General features: G+C 40.3%; 14 protein-coding genes and 2 pseudogenes. 9 read left to right on the top strand and 7 right to left on the bottom strand.

What is annotated here, in order from left to right:
- Window positions 1-14: 14 nt before the first annotated feature.
- Complete coding sequence (locus AC1M9H_RS07435) at window positions 15-269, top strand: zinc-ribbon domain-containing protein (RefSeq protein ID WP_481589171.1); 255 nt, start codon at window positions 15-17, stop codon at window positions 267-269.
- A gap of 16 nt (window positions 270-285) precedes the next feature.
- Here the strand turns inward: AC1M9H_RS07435 and ftsW are convergent, their stop codons facing one another.
- The 5 genes from ftsW to AC1M9H_RS07410 form a co-directional block, all read right to left on the bottom strand.
- Window positions 286-1,482 carry a putative lipid II flippase FtsW gene (ftsW, locus tag AC1M9H_RS07430; protein WP_035263915.1) on the bottom strand — a complete coding sequence of 399 codons (1,197 nt, stop codon included), beginning with the start codon at window positions 1,480-1,482 and terminating at the stop codon, window positions 286-288.
- A gap of 10 nt (window positions 1,483-1,492) precedes the next feature.
- Complete coding sequence (gene murD, locus AC1M9H_RS07425; RefSeq protein WP_481596104.1) at window positions 1,493-2,848, bottom strand: UDP-N-acetylmuramoyl-L-alanine--D-glutamate ligase; 1,356 nt, start codon at window positions 2,846-2,848, stop codon at window positions 1,493-1,495.
- Between the two features lie 150 nt (window positions 2,849-2,998).
- The gene (locus AC1M9H_RS07420) at window positions 2,999-3,247 is read right to left on the bottom strand and encodes a DUF6587 family protein (RefSeq protein ID WP_035263913.1); all 249 of its coding nucleotides are present in this window, start codon (window positions 3,245-3,247) and stop codon (window positions 2,999-3,001) included.
- A 24-nt stretch (window positions 3,248-3,271) separates the two neighbouring features.
- The gene (gene feoB / locus AC1M9H_RS07415; protein ID WP_481613091.1) at window positions 3,272-5,128 is read right to left on the bottom strand and encodes a ferrous iron transporter B; all 1,857 of its coding nucleotides are present in this window, start codon (window positions 5,126-5,128) and stop codon (window positions 3,272-3,274) included.
- Window positions 5,125-5,376 carry a FeoA family protein gene (locus tag AC1M9H_RS07410; protein ID WP_481613122.1) on the bottom strand — a complete coding sequence of 84 codons (252 nt, stop codon included), beginning with the start codon at window positions 5,374-5,376 and terminating at the stop codon, window positions 5,125-5,127. Before AC1M9H_RS07410 ends, feoB begins: the two co-directional genes overlap by 4 nt.
- A gap of 170 nt (window positions 5,377-5,546) precedes the next feature.
- Between AC1M9H_RS07410 and xerD the strand changes: the two genes are divergently transcribed.
- The 4 genes from xerD (at window position 5,547) to thrC (ending at window position 10,018) form a co-directional block, all read left to right on the top strand.
- Window positions 5,547-6,464: a site-specific tyrosine recombinase XerD gene (xerD, locus tag AC1M9H_RS07405; protein ID WP_481591489.1), complete on the top strand. Its 918-nt coding sequence runs from the start codon at window positions 5,547-5,549 to the stop codon at window positions 6,462-6,464.
- Between the two features lie 109 nt (window positions 6,465-6,573).
- Window positions 6,574-7,389 carry a DsbC family protein gene (locus tag AC1M9H_RS07400; RefSeq protein WP_481613090.1) on the top strand — a complete coding sequence of 272 codons (816 nt, stop codon included), beginning with the start codon at window positions 6,574-6,576 and terminating at the stop codon, window positions 7,387-7,389.
- Between the two features lie 124 nt (window positions 7,390-7,513).
- Entirely contained in the window at window positions 7,514-8,818 is a 1,305-nt protein-coding gene (locus AC1M9H_RS07395) for a homoserine dehydrogenase (RefSeq protein WP_481596100.1), read from the top strand.
- 60 nt (window positions 8,819-8,878) lie between these two features.
- Window positions 8,879-10,018 (top strand): threonine synthase, encoded by a 1,140-nt coding sequence (gene thrC, locus AC1M9H_RS07390; protein WP_092767330.1) that lies wholly within the window; start codon window positions 8,879-8,881, stop codon window positions 10,016-10,018.
- Between the two features lie 49 nt (window positions 10,019-10,067).
- Here thrC and AC1M9H_RS07385 read toward each other — a convergent pair whose 3' ends face one another.
- Window positions 10,068-11,129 carry a serine hydrolase gene (locus tag AC1M9H_RS07385; RefSeq protein ID WP_481613089.1) on the bottom strand — a complete coding sequence of 354 codons (1,062 nt, stop codon included), beginning with the start codon at window positions 11,127-11,129 and terminating at the stop codon, window positions 10,068-10,070.
- 217 nt (window positions 11,130-11,346) lie between these two features.
- On the opposite strand from AC1M9H_RS07385, the gene gacA reads away from it, so the two are divergent.
- From gacA to AC1M9H_RS07365, 4 genes and pseudogenes are all read left to right on the top strand, one after another.
- Window positions 11,347-11,982: a response regulator transcription factor GacA gene (gacA, locus tag AC1M9H_RS07380; RefSeq protein WP_092767334.1), complete on the top strand. Its 636-nt coding sequence runs from the start codon at window positions 11,347-11,349 to the stop codon at window positions 11,980-11,982.
- A gap of 18 nt (window positions 11,983-12,000) precedes the next feature.
- Complete coding sequence (locus AC1M9H_RS07375; protein WP_481613088.1) at window positions 12,001-13,572, top strand: sensor histidine kinase; 1,572 nt, start codon at window positions 12,001-12,003, stop codon at window positions 13,570-13,572.
- A gap of 17 nt (window positions 13,573-13,589) precedes the next feature.
- Window positions 13,590-14,718 (top strand): annotated as a pseudogene (locus AC1M9H_RS07370) (sigma-54-dependent transcriptional regulator); the annotation flags it as partial.
- A 107-nt stretch (window positions 14,719-14,825) separates the two neighbouring features.
- A pseudogene (locus AC1M9H_RS07365) lies at window positions 14,826-15,005 on the top strand (helix-turn-helix domain-containing protein); the annotation flags it as partial.
- 28 nt (window positions 15,006-15,033) lie between these two features.
- Here AC1M9H_RS07365 and AC1M9H_RS07360 read toward each other — a convergent pair.
- The gene (locus tag AC1M9H_RS07360) at window positions 15,034-16,209 is read right to left on the bottom strand and encodes a S41 family peptidase (protein WP_481613087.1); all 1,176 of its coding nucleotides are present in this window, start codon (window positions 16,207-16,209) and stop codon (window positions 15,034-15,036) included.
- Window positions 16,210-16,228 lie beyond the last annotated feature (19 nt).

Raw genomic sequence — 16,228 nt, 5'->3', positions numbered from 1 at the left:
ATCAGGAGTTCATTATGTTTTTTATTTTTGGGGTAGGACCTAAAACCATCAAAACGGAAAAGGGGCAATTTCTATGCCCAGTCTGTCGTACACATAGCAATTATGAAATTAAACAACAACGCAATTATTTTTCTTTATTTTTTATTCCATTGATTCCACTATCAAAACCCAAATCTGGTCAAGTCACCTGTTTAAACTGTGGCACACATATGCCAACAATGGTGTTGCAGCAAAATAGTACTCCACCATCATCAGATTTGAATGCTTAAGATACAATCGTGTATTTTAAAAGCTAGATACTTCCTTAGCCTGATTCTTTTCTTGGGTTGTTGCTTCAATTTTCAGCATTAAACTGACCATGACAGCACACATAATCAGAGATGAACCACCATAACTAATAAATGGTAAAGTTAAACCTTTTGTTGGGAGCAGCCCCATATTCATGCCAGCATTTACCATAATTTGCAGAACAAAAATAATGCTAATCCCGTAAGCCAAATAACCCGCTCTCAAGAATTGATGTTGAATGGCACGATGCCCAATTCGAATACACGCACCCACCATAAGAAATGACAGTGCGAGAACAACCGTAATGCCCATGAAACCGAACTCTTCTGCCAAAATAGCCAACATAAAGTCCGTATGCGCCTCAGGGAGATAAGACATTTTTTGAATACTATGGCCTAAGCCTACCCCTAACCATTCACCACGCCCAAAGGCCATAAGCGCATTTGAAAGCTGATAACCAGAACCTAAAGGATCTGCCCATGGATTGGTAAAAGACATTAAACGCTCGAAACGATAAGGCTCGAACACAACCAGCACTACAAATGCCATGATAATGGCACCCAATGCAATACCAAACTGGATTAGTGGCGCACCTGCAAGAAAGAACACCCCTAACATCGTTAAGGCAACCACTACCGTTGCACCTAAGTCAGGTTCAGCAATAATCAAACCAACTGTACATAGCATTACTGTTGCTAATCGTGCCAGCCCTTTCACATTATTCCGCACTTCTTCTGCCCGACGGACAACATAATCTGCAGTAAAAATAGCCATCATCACTTTCGCAGCTTCAGTAGGCTGGAAGGTAAATCCTGCGATTCGAATCCAACGCGTCGAACCGTTCACTTCCGAACCGACTAATAACACCGCGACAAGCAATGCCATAGTCATCATCCATAACGGAAATGTGTTATTAAACCAGGTATTTAACGAAACACGATAAACCAAAATTGCTGCGACAAACGCAACCACGATGGATATGGCATGGCGGATGACATAGTGGAATGGATTTTCATGCAATCTTTCTGCGTAAGGCATAGAAGCTGAACCAACCATCACCGTTCCAATACAGAGCAGTGCAATCACACAAAAAATTAGAACATTCCTTGATGTAATTTCACTTGGAATACGTGGTAACCAACGTTGGTAAATTTTATTCACTTTATCAATCGTTGTCTGAGCTGACTCAGCCATATCTTCGTCCTTATTGTTCTTCGTGCAGCGCATTCACACAAGCAACAAATTGATGTCCGCGTTGTGGATAGCCAGTAAACATATCAAAACTTGCACATGCCGGCGAAAGCAATACCACATCATGTTGCTGTGTATTTGCTTGGCATAATTTTACTGCTTCTTCTAATGATGTAGCGTGAAGAATTGTGGTTGTGCCTTGAATTGCTTGTTCAATCACTGGCGCATCTTCACCAATGAGTACCGCGAGTTTTGCAAATTCCGTTAATGATTTTCTTAAAGCAGTAAAATCTTGCCCTTTACCTTGACCACCTAAAATGATGGCAACTTTAGCTTTCTGTACTGCGATCGCCGCACCTAAGCCGTCTAATGCTGCTAAGGTTGCCCCAATATTTGTACCTTTTGAGTCGTTATAATAACGAACACCTTGCACTTCTTTGACAAATTCGCAGCGATGTTCCAACCCCTTGAAGGTTTTCAAAGTTTCCAGCATGACCTCTAATGGTAGACCTATCGCTTCACCTAAAGCTAAACACGCAAGTGCATTTGCGACATTGTGTGTCCCTTGAATATACATCTCAGAACTTTTCAATAAACGTTCACGCCCCCTTGCTAACCACATCGTGCCATCAGTATCTCTGAGTACACCATACTGATTCATATCTGGTGCATTGAGCCCAAAACTCTGCATTGGCGTTGCATCAGGTACTAAAGGACGTGTCAAAGAGTCATCCCGATTGAAGACCACTTTCTTGACACCTTGAAAAATACGATGTTTGGCAGTGTGATATCCCATCATATCGCCATGACGATCGAGATGGTCTTCGCTCATATTTAAGACGACAGCAACTTCAGCATTTAAGTTCGATGTAGTTTCTAATTGGAAACTGGATAGTTCTAAGATATATAGCTCTGGATCATCTTTGGTTAAATCTAAGGCTGGACGTCCTAAATTCCCCCCTACAGCGACTTTTTTGCCTGCATATTTCGCCATTAAGCCGATCAAGGTGGTCACTGTACTTTTTGCATTAGAACCTGTTATTGCAACAATAGGCTTTTCAGTCGCACGTCGTAAAATTTGAATTTCACTGACAACAGGAATGCCTTGTGCAAGTGCTGTTTGAATCACTGGCAGTTTAAGATCAAGCCCTGGACTGATAATAATTTCCTCAGCAGACAACAACATTTCTTCGTCAAATTTCCCAAAGCTAGTTTGGACTTCAGGTGGAATTTGATCATGTCCAGGTGGAGAGGTCCTCGAATCTGTTACTGCAACGTGATAGCCTTTTTCATGTAGAAAATTTACCGCAGCAACACCCGAAATTCCGAGTCCTGCGACAACTTTTAATCCACCACGCTGTATTAACATTTCTGCCCCATATTTTAGTCTAATTAGAAACTGCCGAAATGTTAGCACTTTGCTGCTTTGAATGCTTTTTTTGATTTCATAATCTTGACATTATTTTGTGTCCATGCGTAAAAAAACCGCCAATTTAGGCGGTTTTTTTATTGAAGTAAACTACTTCCATTTCACAGCTTGAGGGTTTAACTTGGGTGTTTCCTTGTCTGAAACAGGACAAGCGCAATTTCCGCCACATCCAGCAGTCATTTTGGGTTTAAGCCACTTTGATAGTGCCTTCCACCCTTTTCTTTCCGTAGCATCTGACAGTTTCATAAAGACTGAATTTGACGTCTGTGGAAAAACCTTTTTGAATACGACCAATGCACTCCAAAGGACCAATGCCGTAATAATTAGAATTTCAATCATCTCAGTCTCCTCAACTCTTCAGATTTAAGCTAACACGCTGGTCGCGACTTGATAGGTCAAGAACGACATAAAGTACGCTAAACCAAATAAATAGACGGTCATAAAGCCAACTGTCTTCCAAGAACCTGTTTCGCGTCTCACTGTCGCTAATGTCGCCAAACAATGTGGTGCATAAATGAACCAGACCAAAAGTGATAATCCTGTTGCTAAAGACCAGCCCAAATCCCCACCACTACTAATCAGTGATGCCAAGCCTTCCGACATCGCATCCTCATCAACAGCAGACAAAGCATACACCGTGCCTAAAGCAGCAACGACAACTTCACGCGCAGCCATGGCTGGAATTAAGGCAATACAAATCTGCCAATTAAAGCCTAATGGCGCAAAGATTGGTTGCATCAAATGACCTAACATCCCCGCAAATGAATAATCAATCGCAGGTAATGTTGCACCCTCAGGTGGTTGTGGGAATGTGCACAAGAACCATAATAAAATAGAAAGCGCAAAGATGATTCCACCGACTCGCTTTAAAAAGATTTTTGCTCGATCAAGCAAACCAATCCACACATTTTTCAAATCTGGAAAACGATAGCTTGGAAGTTCCATCAATAGCATATGTTGAGATTTATCTTTTTGGAAAAACTTCAACACAAACGATACGATCAGTGCACTCACAATCCCTGCCATATATAGACCGAACAGCACTAAACCTTGAAGGTTAAATAGTCCCCAAACCATTTGAGAAGGAACAAAAGCCGCAATCAACAACGCATAGACGGGTAAACGAGCTGAACAAGTCATCAATGGTGCAACAAAGATCGTGGTCAAACGGTCTCTTGGATCACTAATAGTCCGTGATGCCATGATTCCAGGAATTGCACAGGCAAAACTTGACAGTAATGGAATAAATGCACGTCCCGAAAGACCTGCTTTATACATCAACTTATCAAGTAAGAATGCCGCTCGGGGTAAATAACCTGATTCTTCAAGCACCAAGATAAAAAAGAATAAGATGAGAATCTGAGGCAAAAAGACAACTACACCACCAGCACCCGCGATAATTCCATCAACCACTAAACTATTGAGTAATGGATGGGCAATATTCTCGCCAACAACTTCACCCAACCAGCCAAAGAACGTCTCAATACCATCCATGAAGGGTGCCGCCCAAGCAAAAACTGCTTGGAAAATGACGAACATCATCACCGCTAAACTGAATAGACCAAATACAGGGTGCAGAAAGATTTTATCGAGAAAAACTGAACGTTTATCATCAAATTCAACAAATTGAACGGCATCTTTGACAATCGCTTCAACTTTGTCGTGATCAGATCCTTTCAAACCTGTCAGCTCAGTTTGAGGAACAGCATATTTGCCATGATCTAGCGCATTCATCAGGTTTTCAATACCTGAGCGACGTACAGCAACTGTTTCTACAACTGGAATGCCTAAGCGCTCAGAAAGCTTCTGGGTATTGATTTGCATTCCACGACGACGAGCTTCATCCATCATGTTAAGCACGAGTAGCATTGGACGACCCAATTGGATCAACTCCAAAACTAAACCAAGGTGCAACTTAAGATTGGTTGCATCTACAACGCATAAAAATGCATCTTGACGACCTTCTTCCGCAATTTTCCCATAAACAACATCACGGGTGATTTCTTCATCTGGACTAGTTGCGTCTAAACTATACGTTCCTGGCAAGTCTAAAACACGAACCGCTTTACCCGAGTTTAGCGTGAAATGACCAATTTTTCGCTCAACGGTTACACCTGCATAGTTACCTACTTTTTGGCGTGTTCCAGTCAAATGATTGAATAATGAAGTTTTACCACAGTTAGGATTACCAACAAGGGCAACACGCAACGCATCGCTCATGCCGACACTCCTTCTATTTCAATTTTTTCTGCTTCATTTTTTCTTAAGGCAAAGCGAGTAAAACCCACTTGAATGAGAATTGGTTCGCCACCAAACAGTCCTTTCGTAACGACTTGTACTTTAGTTCCGGCAACAAATCCTAGCGTTTCTAAACGACTTGCCACCATATCTGTAGAAGTACCATCTACAGTGCGATGCACTTGCTTAATGATGGCAGATTGTTTGACTTTCAAATCAGATAAACGCACCGTACCTAACCCTAAAAAATTTTGAACAGTATACATACAAATGAGAATTATTACCGCACTCTCATCAAGAATGATTCGCATCTTCTTATAACACATCGACATGCATAGAAAATTACACTACATTAGATAATCTCAATTAAATCAATCGAATTTCTCAATCGAATATCCATATGATTAATAAGAAACCTCGAATTCCTACCCCCATTCAAATTCCAGAACAACTTTCGTTCTTATACGGATTTCGGGATTATTTAATCGCTCAGTCTGTTAGTCCGCACACCCGAAATGCTTATCTCACAGATTTAGTCCAATGCAGTACTCTGTTAACCAGCCCCATGACCTTATGGTCACATGATGATATTTCAGATGTACTGATTGAGCTCACCAAACAAGGGAAAAGTCCTCGATCAATTGCTCGCACTTTATCGGCACTTCGGTCTTTTTATAAATTTTTAAGAGAGCAAAATTTAAGAACAGATAATCCTATAGCAGCGCACAAAACACCCAAGTTAGGACGAGCGTTACCTAAAGATTTATCTGAGCAAGATGTTGAATCACTCATTCAAGCACCAGATACAAACACAGCGTTAGGCTTGCGTGATCGCACGATGTTTGAAGTCCTGTATGCTTGTGGTTTACGCGTGAGCGAACTGATTAATTTAAGAATAGATCACATCAATCTCAATCAGGGTTTTTTGCGAATTTTGGGCAAAGGAAATAAAGAGCGTTTAGTTCCTTTGGGGCAAATTGCTGTGGAATGGATTGAAAAATACTTAGCAGAAGCTCGCCCCCAACTCCATAAAAGTGCTACAGATTACTTATTCCTGACCCAACATGGCGGGATTATGAGCCGTCAAAACTTTTGGTATGCCATCAAACGTTATGCCCTCCAAGCAGGTATACCTACAGAGCTATCCCCCCATACATTAAGACATGCTTTTGCAACTCACCTGCTCAATCATGGTGCAGATCTCCGAGTGGTACAAATGCTCTTAGGGCATAGTGATTTATCGACAACCCAAATTTATACGCATGTTGCACAAATTCGCATGCAACAACTTCATGCTCAGCATCATCCCCGTGGCTAAGTCATCGATCTGAATTTTGTAGCACTGAGCTATAATTTAGGATTTGAGAATATTTTTTGTTATGCTTAGCGCAGTAAAAATAATGCTGAAAACTTTAAAAGGGTTGTTTATGTTATTTACCCGTTCGAAAATTTTATTCGTTTCTACCCTTGCAACGACGCTTTTTATGTATGCATGCTCCAAGTCTGAAGACACACAAAAATCAGATGGTACTTTAACGGCAACTGCTCCAGCAACCGGCCAAGCATCAAATTTAACTGAGCGAAATGCGCAACAACGCTTGATTCAAAAGTTAGAGAAAAATTTTAAAACCGCAAATATCAATGCCAAAGTTATAGACATTAAACCAACCGAAGTACCAAATCTTTACTGGGTCAATTTAGAGGGTATGACTGCGGTATACACTACTGCAGATGGTCAATATATTTTCCAAGGTGATTTACTACGTTTAGGTAATAAAAAAGTTGAAGATATTGGACAATCCTTCCAGTCGGCATTGAGTAAAGGGTTACTAAGCCAGTTAAAAGCTGAAGATCTCATTATTTATCCAGCTAAATCTAAAACCAAACATATCGTTTACGTTTTTACAGATATCAGCTGCCCTTACTGCCATAAATTGCATGAACATATGGATGAAATCAATTCTAAAGGAATTGAAGTTCGTTATATCGCGTGGCCACGTGGAGAACAATATTTCCCAGCAATGGAAAGTGTCTGGTGTAGTAAAGATCGTAGAACCGCATTTGATCAAGCTATTGCAGGTCAACAATTGGACAATGCCAACTGTGAAAATCCTGTTAAAGATCAATACCAAATGGGCTTAAAAATGGGTGTAAATGGAACGCCTGCAATTTACAGTTCAGAAGGTGTTTATCTTGGTGGATACATGACAGTAGATGAAATACTACGTAGCTTAAATAACTAATATTTATGAGATAAATTACTGCTTTTTATACATCAATATTTAACTCGATTGACCCTAGAGTCTGCCTCTTTTTTTAGCTATGATCTAGGTTCAATAAAATTTTACATATTTTTTGGAGTGTGACGTGAAACCAGTTCGTCTGGCAATACTCGGTCTAGGAACCGTAGGTGGTGGTGCCCTTAAACTATTACAAGAAAACGCTGCTGAAATTAGACGTCGCACCGGTCGTGAAATTCAAATTACTTATGTGGGTACTCGTCGCCCTCGCCCAGATTTAAATCTTCCAGACTCAGTTAAACAAAGTGCCGACCTTCTTGATATCGTTCGTCAACCTGATGTTGATGTTGTTGTTGAAGTCATGGGTGGTATTCACCCTGCTTATGAAGTCATCAAAGAAGCAATTGTTCATGGCAAACAAGTTGTCACTGCCAATAAGGCGCTTTTAGCTGAACATGGTAACGAATTATTTAAACTTGCTGAAGACAATGCTGTGCAGATCGCCTATGAAGCAGCTGTTGCCGGCGGTATTCCAATTATCAAAGTAATTCGTGAAGGCTTAGCTGCCAATAAAATCGATTGGCTTGCAGGCATCATTAATGGTACAGGCAACTTTATCCTAAGTGAAATGCGTGAAAAAGGACGTGCTTTTGCGGACGTTTTGAAAGAAGCGCAAGAACTTGGCTATGCTGAAGCAGATCCAACCTTTGATGTAGAAGGGATTGATGCTGCTCACAAGTTAACCATTCTTGCATCTTGTGCATTTGGTATTCCACTTCAATTTGATAAAGTTTTTACTGAAGGAATTGGTAAAGTTACTGCTCAAGATGTGAAGTATGCTGAAGATCTTGGCTTCCGTATTAAGCATTTAGGTATTGCACGTCGTACAGAAAAAGGCATTGAACTACGTGTTCACCCAACGCTCATTCCAGATGATCAGTTGATCGCAAATGTAAACGGCGTTAAAAATGCTGTTCTCGTACAAGCGAACGCAGTCGGCCCAACTCTATATTATGGTGCTGGTGCTGGTGCTGGTCCAACTGCTTCTGCCGTAGTCGCTGACGTTGTCGATATCGTTCGTGACATTTCTTATACTGAAGACGGTGCAGGAACTATTCCACAATTAGCATTTGAAGCACTCACAGACTTACCAATTCTAAGTCGTGAAGAAATGACAACGGGTTACTACATCCGCATTAATGCTGAAGATCAAACAGGTGTACTTGCTGAAGTTACTACGATCTTGAGTCGTGCAGGAATCAGTATTGATGCCATTATGCAGCAACCTCGCTTAAAAGACCTTATTCCTATCGTGATTCTGACAGATCCTATTGTTGAATCAAAAATGGATGAAGCGCTTTCACAAATTCAAGCATTACCCGTCATCCATGGCGAAATTGTACGAATTCGTTTAGAATCGCTTGATAATTAATCATCTCGGGTAGAGGGTACTGCTGCCCTCTCCAGCTCTACACACAATTGGAACATCATCATGTCTAATGCCAATCGTTACACTGGTTTAGTTGACCGTTATCGCGACCGTTTACCAGTGTCTGCAACTACTCGTGCAATCTCCCTAGGCGAAGGTAATACACCACTGATTAAGCTTGCGAATATTCCACGTTTAATTGGCAAAAATGTTGAAATTTATGTGAAGTACGAAGGCTTAAACCCGACTGGTTCATTTAAAGACCGTGGTATGACCATGGCAGTCACTAAAGCGGTTGAAGAAGGCTCTAAAGCGATTATCTGTGCATCTACAGGTAATACCTCTGCTGCCGCTGCCGCTTATGCTGCTCGCGCTGGTATTAAAGCATTCGTTTTAATTCCAGAAGGCAAAATTGCAATGGGTAAAATGGCTCAAGCAATGATGTATGGTGCGATCACAATGCAAATTCGTGGTAACTTCGATGACGGTATGCGCCTTGTTAAAGAAGTTGCTGACCAAGCCCCTGTAACTATCGTAAACTCAATCAACCCTTACCGTTTGCAAGGCCAAAAAACGATTGCATACGAAATCGTTGATGAATTAGGTCGTGCACCTGACTATCACTGCTTACCAGTAGGGAACGCAGGTAACATCACTGCACACTGGATGGGTTATACAGAAGCTGTTGCAAACCAACCTGCGGATCAATTTGAGCAAGTAATTTATGATGCTGAAACTGATCAATTCACAGGTCCTAAACCTGAAGGTTTACCGACGATGGTTGGCTATCAAGCTTCTGGTGCAGCACCATTCTTACGTGGTGCACCTGTTCAAAACCCTGAAACTGTTGCAACAGCAATCCGTATTGGTAACCCACAAAGCTGGAACCATGCGAAAGCGGTAGTACGTGACTCTCAAGGTTGGTTTGATGAATTAACAGATGCTGAAATCTTAGAAGCTCAACGTTTGCTTTCTATGTATGAAGGTGTATTTGTTGAGCCTGCTTCTGCAGCTTCGATTGGTGGTGCAATCCGCGATATTAAAGCGGGCAAAATTGCTGAAGGTTCAGTCATTGTTTGTACTGTAACAGGTAATGGTCTTAAAGATCCTGATACTGCTATCAAACAATGTTCTGATGCAGTCATGCTTTCAATTGATGCAACTATGGATCAAGTACGCGATTCAATTTTGTCTAATATGTAAGATTGCATGATAAAAAACCCTGCAGATGCAGGGTTTTTTTATTTATGGTCTAGATCGCACGTGGTAACTGACTGGTCCAACGCATTAAGCGAACAGCATCATCATTACGAGCTTGAGTATTGCTTGCTCCTAAAAGCACAACTACAGCTGGACGATTATTCAAAGTCGTATGCATCACCACACAACGCCCAGCCTCATTAATAAATCCCGTCTTTGAAATGTTAATATTCCAGCCACCGTTACGAACGAGAGAGTTCGTGTTGTTCGATTTTAACACACGATAACCGAGGTTAAAATCATAGGTTGGCGTCGTAGAAAATTGACGAATAAGACCGTACTGTGATGCGGTACTCACCAAGATGCCCAAGTCCCGCGCAGATGCAACATTGCGCGGATCTAGACCTGTTGACTCAGTAAATTTAGATGAATGCATCCCTAAGGCACGTGCTTTATTATTCATAGCAGAGACGAAAGCCGCACGACCTCCTGGATATGTTCGAGCCAAAGCCGCAGCTGCAGGATTTTCAGATTTCATTAAAGCGAATAATAAGGCTTCAGCACGATTCATTGTGTCACCTACACGCAACGTCGAGCTTGAGTTTTTACCACCTGCACCTGCAAAATCAATACTTTGCAGCGTAATATTTTCAGACATATTTAATTGTGCATCTGCGATCACAACAGCTGTCATTAACTTTGTAACAGACGCTATCGGAAGAGCAGTATTCGTGTTCTTACTAAATAAGACCTCACCTGTATTTGCATCCATGACCAACGCTGCACGCGCGTTCACTGAAGGTTGATTACTATAGCGACTGTTATCAAGAATCTGCGTAGTTGGTGATGTTGAGGTCGCAAGGCCTGTAGATTTACGAATTGTTGTTGTAATCGTGGTCGTTGCTTGAGGTGTATACTCTTCCGAAGAGGAAGTAGAAGCTTTGACACTATCATTATTTAAGAATTGGCTTGCATCTTCAGATGACCAACTGATACTCGCCTGCCCCGGTGCAGAATTAGCATGATTAATTAATTCTGCAAAGCTCAATGAGCTCATAGAGAGTAGTACTGATGTAGTCAGCACATGCATTAGCGTTAATTTCTGTTTTTTCACGATAACTTACTCATCTTACGGAGGCATTTTGCATCATTGCTAATCACCTCAAATATGACTTACATTTAGGTACAAACGTGATTAATATTAAACCACGTGATTATGCACAGTATTTTAGTAAAGATTAGGAATAGCATTGCTATTTTTGTTAGTCCAATGCAAGCAATTTTTGCATCATGTAACAAAAAAGTAAGAATAGATTTCAGAGGAGGTGTTTGTGATCACGGTATTAGTGGTAGATGACCATGAGTTAGTTCGTACAGGTATTTGTCGTATGCTTGAAGATCAAGCAGATATTCAAGTCATTGGTCAAGCAGAGTCCGGTGAAGAAGCCATTAGTCTTGTTCGTCAACACCACCCTAATGTCGTCTTGCTCGATGTGAACATGCCTGGTATCGGTGGCGTGGAAACTACTCGACGTTTATTGCAAACAGCGCCTGACACCAAAGTTCTCGCCGTCAGTGGTCTAGCGGAAGAACCCTATCCATCACTACTGTTAAAAGCCGGGGCTCGTGGTTATATCACGAAGGGAGCTCCGATCACAGAAATGGTGCGTGCAATTAATAAAGTCATGCAAGGTGGTAAATACTTCAGTGCAGATATTGCTGAACAGCTTGCGAGTTCTTATTTATCTGATACACAAACCTCTCCTTTTGATGCACTTTCTGAACGTGAAATGCAAGTCGCGATGATGGTTGTGAATTGTATTAGTGCCCAAGAAATTTCAGACAAACTTTTTGTTAGCGTAAAAACAGTGAATACTTATCGCTATCGTATATTTGAAAAATTAGGAATCGATAGTGATGTCAAACTGACTCATTTGGCAATTCGTTATGGTTTGATTAAGCCTTAATTTGATCTGAGTATTCCAATGACGTCTGCTGCTTCAATTTCTATTTATCAAACGATCTACCGTCTTGGAACACTATATTCAAGTTATCGTGTCATTATCGCCTTAAGCTTAACACTCATATTCCTACTGACGATTGATTCTGAACGTTATTTTTATCAATATGAATCAATCTATTTTTACGCTTTACTCCTTTATGTTGCAAGTAGCATCGTACAAACGATCGTTTTAAAATACTTACCACAAGCTATTTCTAAACAAATTATCACCTTATTTGCAGTTGACCTGCTCTTTCTAAATACCCTTACTTTTGCACTCGGTGGTCCCAATATCGCAATTGGGTTATTGTTTGTCATTTCCGTCTTTGCAGCAAACTTTTTACTCAGTAAAAACCAAGCCTTATTCATCACATTAGTCGCGGTGATTGGGGTCGTATATCAGCAGTTTTTTGGCAGTTTATTCTCCATTGAAAGTCTAAATAATATTGGTGACAGTGCCTTTCTTGCTTTTTTATTTTTTGTGGTTCATGGCATTGGTCAAGTATCAATACAACGGTTTCAAGTACTCGAATCCGTCAATACACATCAAGCCAATGAACTCTTTAAACTACAAAATATTAATCGCTATATTCTTGAGCAAATCGAAGTCGGTTATCTGGTCTTAGATGATCACTGTAAAATTATCGTCTGCAATCCTGCTGCATATTCCTTACTTGGTATTTCGCCCCTGTACGCTCATGAACAATATAATCTTGCCAACTTCCAACCAGATCTCTATGAAATTCTAAAAAACACATTGGTTGCTCATGGAGAGCGCTTTCAGTTTGAATCTCATCAATCATCCTATACAGTTGATATTCGTGTTCAAAAACTGATTACGCCTCAACAAGCGCTCACGCTATTAATTTTGGAAGATGCGCAAAAACTTAATCAGAAAGTTCAACAAATGAAATTAGCTTCTCTTGGTCAATTATCAGCCAGTATTGCACATGAAATACGTAATCCTTTAGCAGCAATCGTACAAGCCAATGAACTTAATGATGATTCGGATGAAGAACAAAAACGTATGCTCAATCAAATGATTGCTAAGCAAGCAAAACGTATTGATAAAATCATCAAAGACACATTGGATATGGCAAAGAATAAAAAAACTGCCGGTGTACTGATTCATTTTGAGCAGTTTATGCATGATCTTATTCAACAAGATTTAGCAGATATCAGTTCTCATATCCAATTACAGCTTGAAGCCAATATTGAAGTTTATTTTGATGAAATCCAACTGCGACAAGTTCTGATTAATTTAATTCGCAATGCTATTCGTCATAATGATCCGACCGCAGAGTACATTTTTGTCAGAAGCAGTTGTTCAGAAAATCAAATTTTTATTGATGTTATCGATTTTGGCAAAGGCATCCAACAACATGATTTATCTCAATTATTTCAACCATTTTTTAGTACTGAAACCAATGGAACTGGTTTAGGATTATATTTATCACAAAGTATTTGTGAAGCTAACCAAGCAAAATTGAGTTATATCGAGCAAGAACAGCAAGGTGCATGTTTTCGTATTACATGCCATAAGACAGACGTTTAGATGGATAAGATCAGGTTATGGTAAAGCAACAACCTTTAGTACTTTTAGTCGATGATGAACCTGATTTATGTATGTTGATGCAAATGACCCTTTCTCGGATGGGCATTAAAACGCATATGGCACATCATTTGAAACAAGCGCTACATTTTCTAAGCGAATATAAATACGATGCGTGTATCACCGATTTCAATTTACCAGATGGCAATGGCATCGATTTAGTTAAATACGTCACCCAGCACTATCCGAAGACGCCCATCGCGGTACTGACCGCCTATGCCAATATGGAGTTGGCAATCTCCGCTTTAAAAGCAGGCGCTTTCGATTTCGTCAGTAAGCCCATTAATCAACAACATTTGCATCAATTGCTTAAGAAAGCATTACATACCCCTGCAGTGGATGATGATCTCAATCAGCTTCCACTTGAGGAACAACTGCTGATTGGTGTCTCAGAACAAACTCAACAGCTTCGTACAGCAATCAAAAAAATAGCTCGATCACAAGCACCCGTCTTTATTACAGGTGAATCAGGGACTGGTAAAGAAATCGTTGCGAATCTTATTCATCAACTCAGTAATCGTCATGATCATGCCTTTGTCGCGATCAATTGTGGTGCGATGAATGAAGACCTGATGGAAAGTGAATTATTTGGTCATATCAAAGGCAGTTTTGTGGGTGCTGACCAAGACAAACAAGGGTTAATTCAAACAGCTGACGGTGGAACATTATTTTTAGACGAAATTGCAGAGCTTTCACTCGCCATGCAAGCTAAATTGCTGAGAGCAGTTCAAGAAAAGAAAATCCGTCCGATTGGCAGTGATAAAGAGCTTGATGTTGATTTTAGGATTGTCAGTGCAAGCCATCAAAATCTTGAGCAATTGGTTCAACAAGGCAAATTTAGACAAGATCTATTTTTTAGAATTCATGTAATGGATTTACGTCTTACCCCACTCCGCGATAGACCCAAAGATATTCCTGTTCTAGCTCAACATTTTATTGATAAAATCAGTAGTGAATGGCGTATTGAAGCCCCTCAACTGTCTCAAGAGGCGATACAATTCCTTAAACAACAACCATTTACAGGGAATGTACGCGAACTTAAAAATATCATCGAGCGTGCACTTACACTTTGCGATGATAAGCTCATAGCCGTCGAGCATGTTAAAAGCCCTTCATTAGGCTTAACATCCCAACCTTTAGCACAACAACCAAATAGTCAAATTGAAGCAACTACTGATTTAACGTCTCAAATACCCAAAGGTTTGCCCGAAGAGGGATTAGAACAATACCTTGAGAAAGTAGAAAAAGAAGTTTTAATTAATGCGTTAAACTCAACGCATTGGAACAGAACCCTAGCCGCCAAAAAATTAGGAATGACATTCCGCTCATTACGATATCGTTTAAAAAAATTTGGTTTAGATACTGAAGATGAATAACTTAGCATCACCCCGATATTGATGATATTTAACGGCTTCTTAACAACAAATCGGCTGCGTGTTGGAGGTAAACCTCCTCCTTCATATCCTGCGGCCAAGGATATTCGATATTAGGGGCTATGCCTTGCCCATCAATCTCGACACCATTCGGTGTTAAGTAATGAGATACTGTCATTTGTAGTGCCGCACCATTTTCAAGTGGAAAGAGTTTTTGCACAACACCTTTACCATAACTCTTTTCACCAATGATTACGGCGCGTTGATGATCTTTCATTGCTGCCGTAAATACTTCTGCTGCAGAAGCCGAACGTTGATTAATCAATACTCCGACTTTAAGCCCTGTAAATTCATGTCCTGGTAAAGCTTGGAATTGTTGATCACCTTCTGAACGGCTACGCGTAGATACAATCAAACCCTGATTTAAAAATAAATCTGCCGTTTCCACAGCAGAAGATAATAATCCACCCGGATTATTTCTTAGATCTATTAAAACAGCTTTGAGTTGTTGGCTATGATGCTCATCGATATAACGTTTTATTTCATTCGCAGTATCTTGCTGAAAAACTTTCACCTTTAATAGTAAAACTTGATTACTCAGCATATGTGCTTGTATATCGGCAACATCTAGTTTTTGATTTCTCACTAAAATAATTGGAGATGAGTTCGGTGATCTTTGTAAACTGATGGTTGATCCAATCGAGCCACTGAGCAAGTCTTTGACTTGATCTTGGTTTAGCAATCTAAGCTCTTGTCCATCAATTTTGTAAAGTGTAACGCCGTTGGCTAATCCTAATTTTGCCGAGTCACTATCGGGATCTAAATTTTCGATCTGCCATAAACCGCGTGAGGTATCAAAGCTAAGATCAAAATCGATACTCGCTAAATCCTCCTCGGTATATTTGAGGAGCTGGCGATAATCGTCTGGAGATAAATAGCGAGAATAACGATCTAGCCCACTCACCAAACCTTGGATCGCTTGTAAAAATAACTGATCGTCAGTGACTTCAGTGACATAGTTTTCTTTTACTGTACCGTAAATCTGAACAAACTGCTGTATAGATTCAATCGGAACTTCTGAACTGTTTGATGACCAGTCTTCTTCTAAAGGATCAACTGCTGGACCCTTAGATCCAGCAGCGAAAGCATGAACCCCATTCAAACTTAAAGCTAGACCTAACATGAGTTTGAATAACAATGGATTCATACTGAATTCCTTCTTATTT

Source organism: Acinetobacter sp. ANC_7512, from assembly GCF_056779935.1.
This window is presented reverse-complemented; position numbering and strand designations above follow the sequence as displayed.